13 protein-coding genes are annotated in these 14,413 nt (G+C 57.6%); all 13 read right to left on the reverse strand.

The window, feature by feature from the left end:
• Positions 1–471: 471 nt before the first annotated feature.
• The 13 genes from Q1W40_RS08950 to Q1W40_RS09010 all read right to left on the reverse strand — a co-directional run bounded on the left by Q1W40_RS08950 (position 472) and on the right by Q1W40_RS09010 (position 14,412).
• Complete coding sequence (locus tag Q1W40_RS08950; protein ID WP_300711068.1) at positions 472–1,251, reverse strand: DMT family transporter; 780 nt, start codon at positions 1,249–1,251, stop codon at positions 472–474.
• 87 nt (positions 1,252–1,338) lie between these two features.
• A complete protein-coding gene (locus tag Q1W40_RS08955; RefSeq protein ID WP_300711070.1) occupies positions 1,339–2,790 on the reverse strand; it encodes an aldehyde dehydrogenase in 1,452 nt (483 codons plus the stop codon).
• Between the two features lie 83 nt (positions 2,791–2,873).
• Positions 2,874–4,667, reverse strand: a complete 1,794-nt coding sequence (locus tag Q1W40_RS08960; RefSeq protein WP_300711072.1) for a GMC family oxidoreductase N-terminal domain-containing protein — start codon at positions 4,665–4,667, stop codon at positions 2,874–2,876.
• Between the two features lie 223 nt (positions 4,668–4,890).
• Entirely contained in the window at positions 4,891–6,111 is a 1,221-nt protein-coding gene (locus Q1W40_RS08965) for a helix-turn-helix domain-containing protein (protein ID WP_300711075.1), read from the reverse strand.
• A gap of 105 nt (positions 6,112–6,216) precedes the next feature.
• Positions 6,217–6,855, reverse strand: a complete 639-nt coding sequence (maiA, locus tag Q1W40_RS08970) for a maleylacetoacetate isomerase (protein WP_300711077.1) — start codon at positions 6,853–6,855, stop codon at positions 6,217–6,219.
• 56 nt (positions 6,856–6,911) lie between these two features.
• Entirely contained in the window at positions 6,912–7,658 is a 747-nt protein-coding gene (locus Q1W40_RS08975) for an ABC transporter ATP-binding protein (protein WP_300711079.1), read from the reverse strand.
• Entirely contained in the window at positions 7,627–8,391 is a 765-nt protein-coding gene (locus Q1W40_RS08980) for an ABC transporter ATP-binding protein (protein WP_300711081.1), read from the reverse strand. Before Q1W40_RS08980 ends, Q1W40_RS08975 begins: the two co-directional genes overlap by 32 nt.
• Complete coding sequence (locus Q1W40_RS08985; protein WP_300711083.1) at positions 8,384–9,382, reverse strand: branched-chain amino acid ABC transporter permease; 999 nt, start codon at positions 9,380–9,382, stop codon at positions 8,384–8,386. Before Q1W40_RS08985 ends, Q1W40_RS08980 begins: the two co-directional genes overlap by 8 nt.
• A 7-nt stretch (positions 9,383–9,389) precedes the next feature.
• Positions 9,390–10,253 carry a branched-chain amino acid ABC transporter permease gene (locus Q1W40_RS08990; protein ID WP_300711085.1) on the reverse strand — a complete coding sequence of 288 codons (864 nt, stop codon included), beginning with the start codon at positions 10,251–10,253 and terminating at the stop codon, positions 9,390–9,392.
• Between the two features lie 97 nt (positions 10,254–10,350).
• On the reverse strand, positions 10,351–11,541 hold the full coding sequence (locus Q1W40_RS08995; protein ID WP_300711087.1) for an ABC transporter substrate-binding protein: 1,191 nt from the start codon (positions 11,539–11,541) through the stop codon (positions 10,351–10,353).
• Positions 11,542–11,591: 50 nt separating this feature from the next.
• The gene (locus Q1W40_RS09000; protein WP_300711089.1) at positions 11,592–12,293 is read right to left on the reverse strand and encodes a fumarylacetoacetate hydrolase family protein; all 702 of its coding nucleotides are present in this window, start codon (positions 12,291–12,293) and stop codon (positions 11,592–11,594) included.
• 5 nt (positions 12,294–12,298) lie between these two features.
• Positions 12,299–13,336, reverse strand: coding sequence for a cupin domain-containing protein (locus Q1W40_RS09005; RefSeq protein WP_300711091.1), 1,038 nt, complete (start codon positions 13,334–13,336; stop codon positions 12,299–12,301).
• 47 nt (positions 13,337–13,383) lie between these two features.
• Positions 13,384–14,412, reverse strand: coding sequence for a CDP-6-deoxy-delta-3,4-glucoseen reductase (locus Q1W40_RS09010; RefSeq protein ID WP_300711093.1), 1,029 nt, complete (start codon positions 14,410–14,412; stop codon positions 13,384–13,386).
• Position 14,413: the final 1 nt, after the last annotated feature.

Genomic DNA, 14,413 nt, shown 5'->3' on the forward strand with positions numbered 1-14,413 from the left:
CCACCATATGCTTTGTGAGAAAAACACTCTCTCACTTTTTGGAAACCCCGCTGAGGCCCAGTCTCTGCGGGGTTTTCGCCATTTTGGCTCGTGGACACGGACCTTAGTGGCGACCCTAAAAAACACCGTTTTTCAGGAAATTTTGCTCTCTATTCTCCATTTCTCGTGGACAGGAGAATGCCGTGTCCACAAGTCCAGTCCTTATAAATCAAGGACTTACGAGAGTTCTCCAGACACCCTTTCCTTTTGACACACTGCCTACCCAATATTGGCAAAAAACACAAAACCGTACAATAAGTGCTTATGGTTTATGGTGATTGCTTGCTCAAAGGATACGGAATATGCGTACGCAATTAGGATTCTTTTTTTAAAGTCCACGAGGCGCCTTGCTCAATGTGTTGTGTGGGAATTGGGAGTAGGGGGCCGATATTTGGGCTAATGATCACCTTCAGTAGTCTTTAAAAGTGAGCCTCACCGCCTGTTGCTGAGAGCAATGGCAACAGCACAAGCTGAACTGGCCATTGCAAACATTTGCACTATGCCAAACGGTTCGTCAAAAAATATCGCGCCTGTGACCATGGCCACGATTGGAATCATGACCGTCGTTATGCCAGAGACTGTTGCTGGCAAATTACTTGCGATCTGAAACCATGCGATATTGCCTAAGCTCATGGGTATCAAGGTGATGTATCCGATAACAAGTGCAGTAGTCCAGTGGGGAATGAAAAATTCACCTCTGCCGTGAATCAGCGCTATCGCGCTGACAGGAATGCCAGCAATCATGAGTTGCCAGCCGGTGGCGACGATCGATGGTGTTGTGAGCTGGGCGCGGTGTATCACCAATGTCCCAATGGCCCAACCCATGGCGGCGCTAAGGCCGCATAAAAAGCCCAAGGGAGCCGAAGCATACGCCTCCCAAGCGCCTGCAGCCAGAACACCCACACCTAAGGCAGCCAGCGCTACGGCCACAAAGAGCCGGAGGGAAGGCCTTTCGCCAAGGGCCAACCATGAAAGCAACATCGTCCAAATTGGCATGGTGAACCCCAGCAATGCGGCTTGTCCTGAAGGCAACAGAATTGCCGCATAAGTGCTGGCGATATGCCAGACGAACATGTAGCTGAGCGCAGCAACCACAAGCGGCAGTCTTTCGCGGCCAGGAATTTTCAGTGAATACCCCTTCTTTCTGGCAATCAGTAAAACGACTGTCGCTGCAGCAATAAAAATGGGCTGCAGTGTGTTGCTGCAGCCCATTTTTTATGACGTTCAGGCAAGTACTTGAATGTCTAACGAAACAAGGCGACCATAGGCCGCCTTGTATTGACCAGAGATTGACGTCAATCAGAATGGGTACTGCTGCTCTTGAGGTTCAATGGTCAGCCACTTGAGTTCGGTGAACTCGTCAATGACGGCTCGTCCATCGAAACGGCCGTAGCCGCTGTCCTTGGTGCCGCCATAAGGGGCTTGAGCCTCGTTCTGAACGGTAGAGCCATTCACGTGCACAGAGCCGTATTCCAATTCCATGGCCACTGCGAGTGCACGGTTCACATCACGGCCGAATACGCCGGAAGAGAGGCCATAAGCGCTGTCGTTTGCGACCGCAATCGCCTCTTGCGCGCTCTTGACACGAACCACCACGGTGATCGGGCCGAAGGTTTCTTCGTCGTAAATCTTCATGCTGGAGTTGACATGATCCAGGATAGTGGCGGGCATCACGGCGCCGTCGGCAACGCCACCACAAACCACCTTGGCTCCTTTGTTCAGTGCATCTTGCAGCATGTCGTTGATGCGGGCGCCGGAGGAAGGATTGATCATCGGGCCCACGATACATGCAGGATTGACGGCTGGATCACCGGCAACCAATTCTTTGGCACGGGCAGCAAACTTCGCCACGAATTCGTCAGCGACTTTTTCGTCCACGATCAAGCGTTCGGTCGACATGCAAATTTGACCTTGGTACAGGAACGAGCCGAAAACAGCGGCCTTGACTGCCTCATCGACATTCGCATCATCCAACACCACCAAAGGTGACTTTCCGCCCAGTTCAAGCAAGCAACGCTTGAGCTGCTTGGCCGCTTTTTCAGCCACGATACGACCCACGCGGGTGGAACCCGTGAAGTTGATGCGGCGAATGGCTTTGTGGGCAATCAATGCATCGACCACTTCCGGTGCGGATTGTGGAGAGTTGCTCAGGTAATTGAGCACACCCGCAGGGAATCCGGCTTCCACCAGCGCTTCAGAGACCAAAGCGTGCGTGCGCGGGCTGGCTTCAGAGCCACGGAACACCACGCTGTTGCCACATACCAAAGGATAGGCGATCGCGCGGGCCGCCAGAACCACCGTGCCGTTCCAGGGCGCGATGCTCAGGATGACGCCAACCGGTTGGCGCAATGTCATCGAAAGTGCTCCGGGCTTGTCGGTTGGGATGGTCTCGCCTTGAATCTGAGTGGCCAAAGCAGCTGCTTCGCGGAAGACGTTGGCAGCCAGATGAACGTTGAAACCAGCCCAGAGGGGCGAGGCGCCCACTTCGGCAGCCATGATTTCGATGAACTGCGGGGTTTTCGATTCCAGAATGTCAGCAGCTTTCAGCAGCAAACGACGACGCTCGCTGGGGGGCGAATTGCGCCAGGCCTTGAATGCGGCGTGTGCTGACTCGGCGGCTTTTTTGGCATCGGCCACGCTGGCCGAAGAAGCCTCGGTAACCAAGGCATTGCTGACGGGATGACGACGCTCAAATTTTGCATCGTTTTCGGCATTGACCCACTGGTTGTCGATGAGCAATTGGGCTTTCATGAGAGCAGACTCCTCAGGTTGGTGGTTGATAAAGAAGCTTTTGATTAAATTCAGCATAGTGTTGAGCCGTATTAACGTCGTTCTCAAGCTTTTGCGGTCAAGATGTCGGCCATCCGCTCACCGATCAGAACGCAAGTGGCCATGGTGGCAACGCCAGCGATGCGGGGCATGATGGAGCTGTCGGCGATGCGCAGACCTTGCACGCCATTGACGCGCAGTTTCGAGTCAACAACTGCTTTGCTGTCTTTGCCCATGCGGCATGTGCCGGACTGGTGGAAGTAGGTCGTAGCTCCGTTGCGCACAAAGTCTTCCATTTCTTTACCCTGCAGTTTCTTGCCGGGTGCGACTTCACGCTTGACGAAGTCTTTCATCGCCGCTGAGTTGGCAATTTCTCGGCTCACCTCGATGCCATAAGCCAGTGCTTTCACATCGTCTGGATGGCTGAGGAAGCGAGCATCCACCACCGGGCGGTCTTTGGGATCGGCGGAGCGCAATTTGATCTCGCCACGGCTCTTGGGTGCCACCAGACCTGCGCACAAAGCCCAGCTCGTGTTGGGTGGGGTGTACTGTTTGGCCACCACATCCGAGGCGTAGGGCAGTTCAATTTGTACGATGTTGACATCAGGAGAAGCCAAGGAGGCTTTGCTCTTTAGGAAACCAGCGGCGTTGGCAGCGCTGTTGCGGTGAGGAATGTGCTCTTTGGGTTCAAAGATGCAGCCACCGTGCAGCAGGTGATCCTGGAAGTTCTTACCGACCTCTGTTGCGTTAACAACGGTCTTGATGCCATGTTGACGAAGTTGAGCGTCATCACCGATGCCGCTGAGCATGAGCAGCTTCGGTGTGTTGATGCCACCCGAGCACAGAATCACTTCGGTGTTTGCACCCACCACACTTTGTGTGCCACCGCGATTGATTTGCACGCCTGTGACTTTGGTACCAGAGAGCACCAGTCGATCTACATGGGTATTGACGATGACCGTCACATTGGGGCGAGAAAGAACCGGATAGAGGTAGGAGCGGGCCATGTTCTGGCGGCGGCCTTCCCGGATGATTTGATTCATCAGGGCAAATCCGACATTACCTTCTTCGCGTTTTCCGTTTTGATCCTCGAATACGGTGTATCCCAGTGATTTGCAGGCTTGGAGCATTGCCGGTGCGAGGGGGTGTGGGTTGTGGGCTGGCTGACACCAAACGGGGCCGCCTTTGCCGCGATACCTCTCGTCAGCCTTGCCTTGCCAGTTTTCAACCCGGCGAAAAATTGCCAAACCTGATTCGTAGTTCCAGTCCTTGTCACCGCTGACGCTGGCCCAGTGGTCCAGATCGTCTTTGAAGGGTCGGGCCCAAATGGTGGCGTTGATGCTGCTGCCACCACCCACCACGCGGGCCATGTGCTCTGGAATGGCGCGGTTATTGGTGCTGGGGGATGCGATCGCTACGTCACCCCAATCACGTTCTGTTCCCAGATTGGTGAACCAGACACTGGGATCTTGAACGGATGGGGCGGTGTCCCAGTCGCCTGCCTCGATCATGAGAATGGAAGCGTCTTTGCGTGTTGCAAGCCTGCCCACCAGGGCGCAGGCTGCTGTACCCGTGCCAACCACCACGTAATCGTAGGATGCTTTGAGGTTGGCACCGCGCTCCTTTTGGTTGGCACGAACCGCATCCAGCTCGTCGGCCAAAACACCTAAGCCAGTTAGGCCAAAGCCGGTCGCAGCAGCCGCGCGCATGAAGCCACGGCGATCGAGGCGACCAGCAATCAGTGCACGCTCCAATCGTTCAAGCAAGCCGTCGTTGGGTTCGCTGTATGTGTCGATATGTTGGGTCATTTTGAATTCCTGTTGGTCGATGACGAATATGTCTCCTCTGGAGGAGCGCATCGCTCCAATAGCCACAGGCAGCGACTTTAGGAATTCGTTGGAATTCTTCGTATATCGGGATTTCCCCTAGTCCAAATTGTTCCAAGACAGAACAGCCCGGTGGGCTGGCAACAGGATCGAGCTGGGGGTAGAGAGCTTTGGACGTACTACAGCTTCGTCCCTCGGGTAAAGCGTTATTTCAACCGCTGAATTCGCAGAGGCGGTAGATCAGCGCGAGCAGCGCTTACGTTTTGAAGTCTTTGGGGTCAATGCCAAGTGCTGTCATCCGCCTGTATATCAGTCCACGAGAGACTTTGAGCAATTTCGCCACTTGTGAGACATTGCCTTTGCACTCCCTGAGAACCTTCTGGATCAAATCGGCATCAGCTTGTTTCAAACTGGCGGCCTTTTCTATCAATGCTTCAGCGTTGATTGAAGGAGATGCAATTGTTTCAGTCGGGATAGTTTGGCCAAGAGCTATGTCGCCATACTCCGAGTCGCAATGCATTGGACTGGAGATTTCCAGATGTGCGCGGCCATTCAGATAGAAATCACAGCGCATGTAAATTTGCAGTCCGCTGCGCAAGCGTAAAGTTTTCAGTCCAGCACCGGCCAATGAAGCCAAATTAGAGAAATTGATATCGAAGATGTCTTCTACCCATAGCGATGGCCGGTGTTCTTGTGCGTGCTGAATGCCCAAGAGATTGCTGGCGATTGAGTTGACCCACACAAGTTTTCCCGTGTGATCAAGGCCAAGCATACCGACCATAGGGGTGTCGAGGATCGTGGGTACAAATTGGAAGTAAACAACCAAATGTTCGTTCGACTGAGCTGCCAGCAAGCGATTTTCAATCGAGGCAGCATAAAGTCCGACAACTGCCGAGGGATCAAATTTGAATGGGCTGCCCTCGCTGGAGATATCGAGGATCCCTGCCAATTGCCCATGAATGTTACGAATGGGCGCTGCGGTGCAGTACATCGACTTCACCGAGTCGTAGTAGTGTTCTCCTCCGAGCACACAGGCCTGCTTGCCAGTTCTGGCCACAATGCCTGGGGCGGTGGTGCCCACATGCTCTTCAGAGAGGTTCACACCCACCCTGTGGGCTATCGAAATGATTTTTTGATCGTGCTGAGATGCCGGTGTTGCACCGATCAAAACGCCCGACGCATCGGTCAGGATGGCTGAGCAATTGGCAGAGCCCAAGGCGCTCCACAACGATGGAAGTTCACATTGCCATGCCTCGTGCAGTTTCCAATTTTTCTGCAATGCCAAGTGGCTTCTACTGGCCGATACAGGCTGAAACTCAATTTTTTCCTGTGGTCTTTGATTCGCACGGTGGCAGCGCGTCCATGATTGAAAAATGGAGTCGCTCACAATCCCCGTAGGCAGAATTCCCTCTTCAAAATACTTTCTGCGCGCCAACATCACGCGGTCTTCTTGGCTCATGATGAATGGCGAATTCATGAAGTGGCTCGAATCAAAGGACCTGCGACTGTTACCGAACGTTACGCACCTGAGAATGTGATCGATCAACAATAATTCTCAAGGTGGCGAGATCGCGGAAGGCTGTCATGTCGCGTCTGGCTGTGCGGCGGGTGCCGCCATGCGAAACGCGTCCAGTTCCATGCACGCCTTCTCCACGTTCATGATCAGTGGCCATTTCGTCAGATCTACATTGAACCTTCGTGCGCTTTCGATTTGCGGAATCAGATAGCAGTCGGCGACGGTGGGCGTGTCACCATGGCTGAAGCGTTCACGCAGGCTGTCGGCGTTCAATAAAGCTTCATAGGCATCAAAGCCAGCACCGATCCAAGTGCCACACCATTGGTTGATAGCCTCGTCATTCGCACCGAATAGTTTTCGCAGGTATTCAAGGATGCGGCGGTTGTTGACCGGGTGGATGTCGCATCCAACGATGGCAGCCAATGCGCGCACTTGAGCGCGCCGCTGTGGATCATGCGGCAACAGTGCGGGTGTTGGGAACCTTTCCTCCAGCCACTCGATGATGGCTGGCGACTGGAGGAGTACCTCGCTGCCGGTATCCAAAGCAGGCACCAGTTGTTGCGGATTGACCATCTTGAATTCGTCTTTGAGATGCTCTTCCTTGCCAAGATGCACAGCGACGTATTCAACGGACAAGCCTTTGAGGTTGAGCGCGATGCGCGTGCGGTGAGAAGTTCCGCTGCGCCAAAAGTTGTAGAGCTTCATTCTGGTCGTCCGTGCAAGACTAAAAGTTTGTCGAAAAAATGGAGATCATTCGATCCTCAGACGCCCAGGTGTTGTTCCAGCACGCTGGGGTCAGTGTGCAGCGCGTCGGACGTGCCCTCGAACACGACTTCGCCCTTGACCAGAATGACGTTGCGGTCGGTGATCTGGGTGACGTGTTTCCAGTTCTTGTCCACGATGATGGAGCTGATGCCGCTGTCCTTGATGACGCTGCAGATGCGCCAGATTTCGCGGGCGATCAGCGGGGCCAGGCCTTCGGTGGCCTCGTCCAGGATGAGCACATCGGGGTTGGTCATGAGGGCGCGGCCGATGGTCAGCATCTGCTGCTCGCCGCCCGAGAGCTGCTGGCCGCCATGGCCCAGACGCTCCTTCAGGCGCGGGAAGGTCTCCAGCACGCGTTCATAGGTCCAGTCGCGCTGGCCGCGGGTGCCGGCTCGGGCGGCCATTTTCAGGTTCTCGACGACGCTCAGGTTGCCGAAGATGCCCCGGCCCTCGGGCACGTAGGCAATGCCCATCTGCGCCACTTCGAAGGTGGGGCGGCCGTTCATGGGCTGGCCTTTGATCTCGACGGTGCCCTTGCGCGGCGGCACGATGCCCATGATGGACTTGAGCAGGGTGCTCTTGCCCATGCCGTTGCGGCCCATCAGGCCGATGGTTTCGCCACGGCCCACCGTGAAGTCGATGCCGCGCAGGATGTGGCTGGCGCCGTAGTAGGTGTGGATGCCGTGGGCGTGGATCAGGGTGTCGCTCACTTCAATGCTCTCCCAGATAAGCGGCCTGTACATTGCGGTCGGCGCGCACAGTGGCGGGCGTGTCGCTGGCGATCACCTGGCCGTTGACCATCACCGTCAGGTGGTCGGCCAGGGCAAAGATGGCGTCGATGTCGTGTTCGACCAGCATCATCGCGTGGTCCTGTTTCAGGCGCAGCAGCAGCTCGACCATCCGTTCGGCCTCGGCCACGCCCATGCCGGCCAGCGGTTCATCCAGCAGAAGCACCACCGGTTCGGTGGCCAGCGTCATGGCGATTTCGAGCTGGCGCTGCTCGCCGTGGCTGGCCGCGCCCGCCATGGTGTGGCGGCGGCTTTGCAGGCCGGCCAGTTCGATGGCGCGCTCGGCGCGGGCGTTCACGGCCACCATGCTGTCGGCTTTGCCCAGCCAGCCCAGCGGGTTGAACGGATGGGGCTGCACACGCGATTGCGCCGCCAGACGAACGTTGTCCCAGACGGTGAAGGTGCGGAAGATGTTGGTCTTCTGGTAGCTGCGGCCCAGGCGATGGCGCGAGATTTTTTCGGGCGTCCAGCCGGTGATGTCGTGGCCGTCTAGCGTGATGCTGCCGCTGGTGGGCGGCAGGTCACCCGAGAGCAGGTTGGTCAGCGTGGACTTGCCGGCGCCGTTGGGGCCAATCACCGCGTGCAGCTTGCCGTGACACAGGTCCAGCGACACGTCATTCACGGCAGCCAGGCCGCCAAAGCGCTTGGTCAGGCCCTTGGCCGACATCAGGACTTTGGAATCACTCATTGTTGGCCTCCTTTTTCGCGAAGGCGCGGGCCAGCAGACCCAGAATGCCCTTGGGCGCGAAGATGACCAGGGCCACGATGAACAGGCCCATCCACATCTGCCAGTGCTTGCCGGTGTTGAAGTTGCCGATCGCGGGCAAGTCCTTGAACAGGTGCAGCAGGTACTCGAAGGAGAAGGCCCCGATGATGGCCCCGGCAAAATTGCCCATGCCGCCCAGGATCACCATCATGATGGCGTGTGCACTCAAGTGGAAACCCATGAGCTCGGGGTTCACGAAGCCGGTCTGCGCGGCCCACAGAAAGCCGGCCAGCCCAGCCAGGGCGCCAGCCAGGGTGAAAGCCGCCAGCTTGTGGCTGAAGGTGCCAAAGCCCAGGGCCCGCATGCGGTGCTCGTTGACACGGATGCCGGCCAGCGAGCGGCCAAAGGGGCTCCACAGCACGCGGCGCAGGAACAGGTAGACGGCCACCAGGCAGCCCAGCGTGAAGAAATAGAACACGCGCTTGTTTTCCAGATCGATCAGCACCGCATCAGGGCGGAAGTTCAGGAAGAGGCCGTCCGAGCCACCGAGAGCCTTGTTGTCGAAAAACACATAGAACACCATCTGTGCAAAGGCCATGGTGACCATGATGAAGTAGATGCCATGCGTACGCACGACCAGAAAGCCGATGACCAGTGCAGCAAGGGCCGAAGCCCCCACGGCAATCGGCAGACTGGCATACAGGCTGATGGGCTCGTTGGCCGGCGTGACAAAGGCCAGCGCGTAGCCGGCAATGCCGAAGTAGGCCGCGTGGCCCAGCGACACCAGGCCGGTCACGCCCTGCAGAAGATCCAGGCTCATGGCAAAGATGGCCAGGATCATCATGCGGTTGACCATGGACATGTAAAAGTCCGAGCCGACAAAGGGAAAGGCAGCCAAAGCCAGCAGGCCCAGCACCAGCAACAGCTGGACACTGCGGGGCAGGGTTTCAATGTGAATCTGTGGAGCGCTCATGGGGTTCTCACTGCTTGAAGAGGCCTTCGGGCTTGTACAACAGCACCGCGGCCATGAGCACATAGACCAGCATGCCCGAGACTTGCGGCAGCAGCACCTTGCCGAAGGTGTCCACAAGACCGACCAGCAGCGCCGAAATCAGGGCGCCGCGCACCGAGCCGATGCCGCCGATCACCACCACGACAAAGCACATGATCAGCACCTGTGAGCCCATATTGGGGTAGACGCTGGAAATCGGTGCGGCGATCATGCCGGCGATCGAGGCCAGTCCTACGCCCAGAGCAAACACCACCGCGTGGATGAGCTTGATGTTCACCCCCAGCGCTTCGGTCATCTCGTGGTTGAAAGCGCCCGCACGGATCTTCATACCCAGGCGGGTCTTAGAAATCAGCAGGTATAAGCCCAGAGCCAGCAGCAGGCAGATGCCCGACATGAAGAGCCGGTAGATCGGGTACGACAGCGTGTCGGTCAGCGCAATCGAGGCCGACAGCGCCTCGGGCACCTGCAGGCCGTGCACATCGTCGCCCCAAAGCATGGATCGCAGTTCCTCAAACACATAGATCAGGCCAAAGGTCAGCAGCACCTGGTCAAGGTGATCGCGGTGGTAGAAGTAACGGAACAGCACTTTCTCCAGCAGCAGGCCGAAGGCCACCGACAGCGCGGTGCCGACGATGATGGCCAGGGTGAAGCTACCCAGCATGCCAGCCAGTGACCAGGCCAGGTAAGCCCCCAGCATGTAAAAGCTGCCGTGGGCCAGGTTGACCACGCCCATGATGCCGAAGATCAGGGTGAGGCCAGCGGCCAGCATGAACAGCAACAGGCCGTATTGCACGCTGTTGAGGAGCTGGATCAAAAAATTGACGAAGTCCATAAATAATCAGAGCAAATGCCCTTTCATATGCCTCAATGCGGGAGGGGAGAGCTGCACAACAAAACTCCCCCCCCCTTCCTGTGGGTGCGGTCAGGAATTACAAGCGGCAGCCAGCGCCTGAGTCGGCCAAGGCTTTGGCGGCCACGCCAATCACCTTGTTTTCCTTGCCGACAACCTGGCGCAGGTACATGTCCTGCACCGGGTTGTGGGACTTGCTCATGCTCCACTTGCCGCGTGGGCTGTCGATGGTTGCGCCTTCCATCGCTTTGTAGAGCTCGCCCTTCTTACTCAGATCGCCCTTGACGGCATTGGCGCCCTGGATCAGCAGCAGGCCGGTGTCGTAGCCTTGCACGGCGTACACGTCGGGCTGCATCTTGAAGGTCTTGGCATAGGCCAGGCGGAACTCGTTGTTGCGCTTGGTCTCGATGCCATCACCGTAGTGCAGGGTGGTCAGTACGCCTTCGGCAGCGGGACCGGCGGCATCGATCACGCCTTCGGTCAGGAAGCCGGAGCCGTACAGCGGGATTTTGTCCTTGAGCCCTGCAGCCGCGTAGTCTTTCATGAACTTGGCAGCACCACCACCCGCGAAGAAGCAGGCCACGGCGTCGGGTTTGAGGGCGGCGATTTCGGTCAGAAGGGCCTGGAACTCGACGTTGGGGAAGGGCAGACCGAGCTCCTTGATGATCGTGCCGCCGGCCTTGGTGTAGCTTTCCTTGAAGCCTTCATAGGCCTCGTCGCCGGCTGCGTATTTCCAGGAAATCCATACTGCCTTCTTGTGGCCGCGCTTGACCATGGCTTCACCGAGCGCCATGGTCGGCTGGCTGTTGGTGAAGCTTGTGCGGAAGACGTTGGGCGCGCACTGCGCGCGCGTGGCGATGTGTACACCAGCGTTGGGGATCAGGTTGAGCACGCCGCTCTCGCGCGCCACGCGGTGGATGCCCATCTGCACGCCCGAATGCACGGTACCGATTAGCACATCCACCTTGTCGCGCTGCACCAGCTTGTTGGCGTTTTCAATGGCCTTGGCCGGTTCGGATTCATCGTCCACCTTGAACCATTCGATCTCGCGGCCGCCGAGCTTGCCGCCCTGTTCGTTGATGGCCATGCGCACGCCGTTTTCAATGGCCACGCCCAGCTGTGCGAAGGTGCCGGTGTAGGGCAGCATGAAGCCGACGCGGATCTTGCCGCTTTGCGCGAGCGCATGCTGCGGAACAAGCAGGCCAGAAGCGGCGGTGCCTATGAGGGCTGCGCCCTGGCTGAGCATCTGGCGGCGATTGAGTTGTGTCATGGTTGTCTCCTGTTAAAAAAATTGAAGATTCACTGCAATTTCACAAAAGTTCATTCGGCAGGGCCGATGGTTAGAGCAATTTCAGCCACGCCTTCTACGCGGCCAGTGATCTTGTCGCCCGGCACCACAGCGCCCACGCCTTCGGGTGTGCCGGTGTAGATCAGGTCGCCGGGTTGCAGGTGGTAGTAGGTGGACAGGTCGGCGATGATTTCGCGGATGTTCCAGATCAGCTTGTCCACGTCGGACGACTGCTTGGTGGCACCGTTGACTTCGAGCGCGATGGCGCCTTTCTCGATCACCACGCCGGGCATGGGCACGATCTCGGTGCAGACGGAACCCTGTTCGATGTCCTTGCCGGTGTCCCAGGGGCGGCCCTTGTCGCGCGCCACCAGCTGCAGATCACGGCGGGTCATGTCCAGACCGGCGGCGTAGCCGTAGACCAGTTCATGCGCGTTAGCTTCGCTCACGCGAAAACCCGATTTGCCAATCGCCAGCACCAGTTCCATTTCAAAGTGGTAGTTGTTGGTGCGTGGCGGGTAGGCCACTGTGGAGCCGCTGTCCACCAGGGTCTGGGGCGACTTGGTGAAGTAGAAGGCCTGCTCGACAGACTTGTCCACCGGACGGCCCATTTCGACGGCGTGTGCATGGTAGTTGCGGCCTACGCAGAAGATGCGGTTGATCGGGAAGCGTTCGGTTTTGCCGCAGATGGGCAGGGACTGGACGGCAGGGGGATTGAAGAGGTAGGAAGTCATGTGGTTTATCCGCGGTTCTCGTAAACACCCAGCTTGCGGTGCAGCGGGGATTCATCGGCAATGAAGACAAAGGAGGGTTGATCGGCGCGCAAGTTTCTGAGGGTCACGGCTTCGTAACCCGGAGCGCAGCAGGTGTCGGCTTCGACCATGCTGAACGTCTTATCGGCGATGGCCGCTTCGACCTGGCCTTCGATGACGTGGAACACCTGGGCGGGCGAGCGAGCCGGCAGGCGCAGGCTCTGGCCCGGGCGCAGCATCAGGGCGTAAAAGCCCAGGATGTTCTCGGCGTCGCCACCGGTTTCGGGGTTGATGTAGGTGACCTGCACGCATTCTTGCCCAGGCTCGTCGGCAGCCAGGGCCAGCAACGCGGCTCGGGTGTCTGCCCACGGGTAACGCAGCATCGGGTATGCCTTGCTGGTGCGCTCAAACATGCGGGTGGGTGCTACGCCGGCGCGGACGTTCTGGACATCGCCCCGGCCGGGGACGATCGTCTGGCGGTCACCGTTGATGTGGTAGCTCGCCTCCATGTAATAGACCAGGGGCAGATCGAGGACATCGAGCCAGACCACTGGGTCGGTACCGTCGTGGCCGTGCTCGTGCCACAGGCCGGTGGGGGTCAGGATCAGGTCACCGCGGCTCATGGGGCATTTCTCGCCGTTCACCGTGGTGTAGGCGCCTTCGCCTTCGACGATCATGCGCACCGCATTCGGTGTGTGGCGGTGGCTGGGCGCCCATTCGTTGGGCAAGAGAAGTTGCATCCCCAGGTACATCGCGGGGCTGGCCTTCATGTTCTCCAGGCCGTGGCCGGGGTTGGCCAGCACCAGCACGCGGCGCTCTGCTTTCTCAATTGGGGTGAGCTCGCCCGCCTGCAGCAGCAAGGGTTTGAGCGTGCTGTAGGCCCAGTGCGTGGGTTGGGTCTGGCGCGTGGGAACCTTGGGCGGCAGCACGGCGCGCAGGCTGGGCCACAGGGGCACCAGGTTCAGATCGCGCAGGTCCTGCACGTATTGCTTGGGCAAGTCTTCAAGTCGTCCAAGATCACTCATGTCAATGTCCGTGGTGTGAATTTTTAGGGAAATGTCTCTGTTCTGACTTATTTGTCTGCAGAGGAGGTGAACGAGTCCGCATAGAACTCTTCCTGCGGCAATCCTGCCTTGGTGGTGTAGTCCCGTTGTGCAGACTCAATCACGACGGGAGCGCCGCATGCATAAACCTGAAAATTTGATAAATCGGGGTGATCTTCCAAAACAGCCTGATGAACAAATCCTGTGCGGCCTTTCCAGTTGTCGGATGCTTCTGCGTTGGAAATGACGGGGACGTATGTCAGGTTTGGCATGGCAGCGCATTGCGCTTCAACCCATTGCGACATGTAGAGATCGTCAGGACGACGTCCTCCCCAGTACAGGGTGGCCGACCGCTTGATTCCCTGATGCTGCATATGTTCAATCAAGGCCTTGATCGGGGCAAAACCCGTACCTGATGCCAGCAAGACCATGGGTTTATCCGAATCTTCCCGCAGGTAAAAGCTGCCATAGGGCCCCTCGGCCCTTAGGACATCTTTCTCCTTCATGGTCGAGAAAACCTGATCAGTGAATTTGCCGCCTGGCATGTGACGGATATGCAACTCAATCTGGGGACTTTGCTCCAGTTTGTGAGGAGCATTGGCCATGCTGTAGCTGCGGCGTGTGCCGTCACGCAGAATGAACTCGATGTACTGGCCAGCTCTGAACTTCAAGGGTTCAGTCCCCGGCAACTGCAATCTCATCACCATGACGTCATGGGAGACCTTTTCAAGGCTAACCACACGCACGGGCATCTTTTTGACGGGAAGTCCGCCTTCTTTGGAAACCAGTCTGGATTCAAGCACCACATCACTTAGCGCAGTTGCGCAGCATGTCAGCACGAACCCTTGAGCCTCCTCATCTTCTGACAATGCCTTGTCTTGGTGCGGACCATGGACGACGGTGCCGGAAACCTTTTTGCATTTGCAAGATCCGCATGCGCCATCCTTGCATCCGTATGGCAAACCAATGCCTTGTCGAATGCCGGCGGCGAGCAAGGTTTCGTTAGCCTCATTGCGGAAGTGGAGCCCACTGGGCTCCACCGAAATTTGAAAACTCATG

The sequence above is a fragment of the Limnohabitans sp. genome (assembly GCF_030158565.1).
GTDB lineage: Bacteria > Pseudomonadota > Gammaproteobacteria > Burkholderiales > Burkholderiaceae_C > Limnohabitans_A.

Bases quoted from the DNA above. Each gene is read 5' to 3' on its own strand.
- Q1W40_RS08975 (WP_300711079.1), bottom strand. From the start codon at position 7,658: ATGTACAGGCCGCTTATCTGGGAGAGCATTGAAGTGAGCGACACCCTG.
- maiA (WP_300711077.1), bottom strand. From the start codon at position 6,855: ATGAAGCTCTACAACTTTTGGCGCAGCGGAACTTCTCACCGCACGCGC.
- Q1W40_RS08950 (WP_300711068.1), bottom strand. From the start codon at position 1,251: ATGGGCTGCAGCAACACACTGCAGCCCATTTTTATTGCTGCAGCGACA.
- Q1W40_RS08980 (WP_300711081.1), bottom strand. From the start codon at position 8,391: ATGAGTGATTCCAAAGTCCTGATGTCGGCCAAGGGCCTGACCAAGCGC.
- Q1W40_RS08955 (WP_300711070.1), bottom strand. From the start codon at position 2,790: ATGAAAGCCCAATTGCTCATCGACAACCAGTGGGTCAATGCCGAAAAC.
- Q1W40_RS08995 (WP_300711087.1), bottom strand. From the start codon at position 11,541: ATGACACAACTCAATCGCCGCCAGATGCTCAGCCAGGGCGCAGCCCTC.
- Q1W40_RS09000 (WP_300711089.1), bottom strand. From the start codon at position 12,293: ATGACTTCCTACCTCTTCAATCCCCCTGCCGTCCAGTCCCTGCCCATC.
- Q1W40_RS09005 (WP_300711091.1), bottom strand. From the start codon at position 13,336: ATGAGTGATCTTGGACGACTTGAAGACTTGCCCAAGCAATACGTGCAG.
- Q1W40_RS08960 (WP_300711072.1), bottom strand. From the start codon at position 4,667: ATGCGCTCCTCCAGAGGAGACATATTCGTCATCGACCAACAGGAATTC.
- Q1W40_RS09010 (WP_300711093.1), bottom strand. From the start codon at position 14,412: ATGAGTTTTCAAATTTCGGTGGAGCCCAGTGGGCTCCACTTCCGCAAT.
- Q1W40_RS08990 (WP_300711085.1), bottom strand. From the start codon at position 10,253: ATGGACTTCGTCAATTTTTTGATCCAGCTCCTCAACAGCGTGCAATAC.
- Q1W40_RS08985 (WP_300711083.1), bottom strand. From the start codon at position 9,382: ATGAGCGCTCCACAGATTCACATTGAAACCCTGCCCCGCAGTGTCCAG.
- Q1W40_RS08965 (WP_300711075.1), bottom strand. From the start codon at position 6,111: ATGAATTCGCCATTCATCATGAGCCAAGAAGACCGCGTGATGTTGGCG.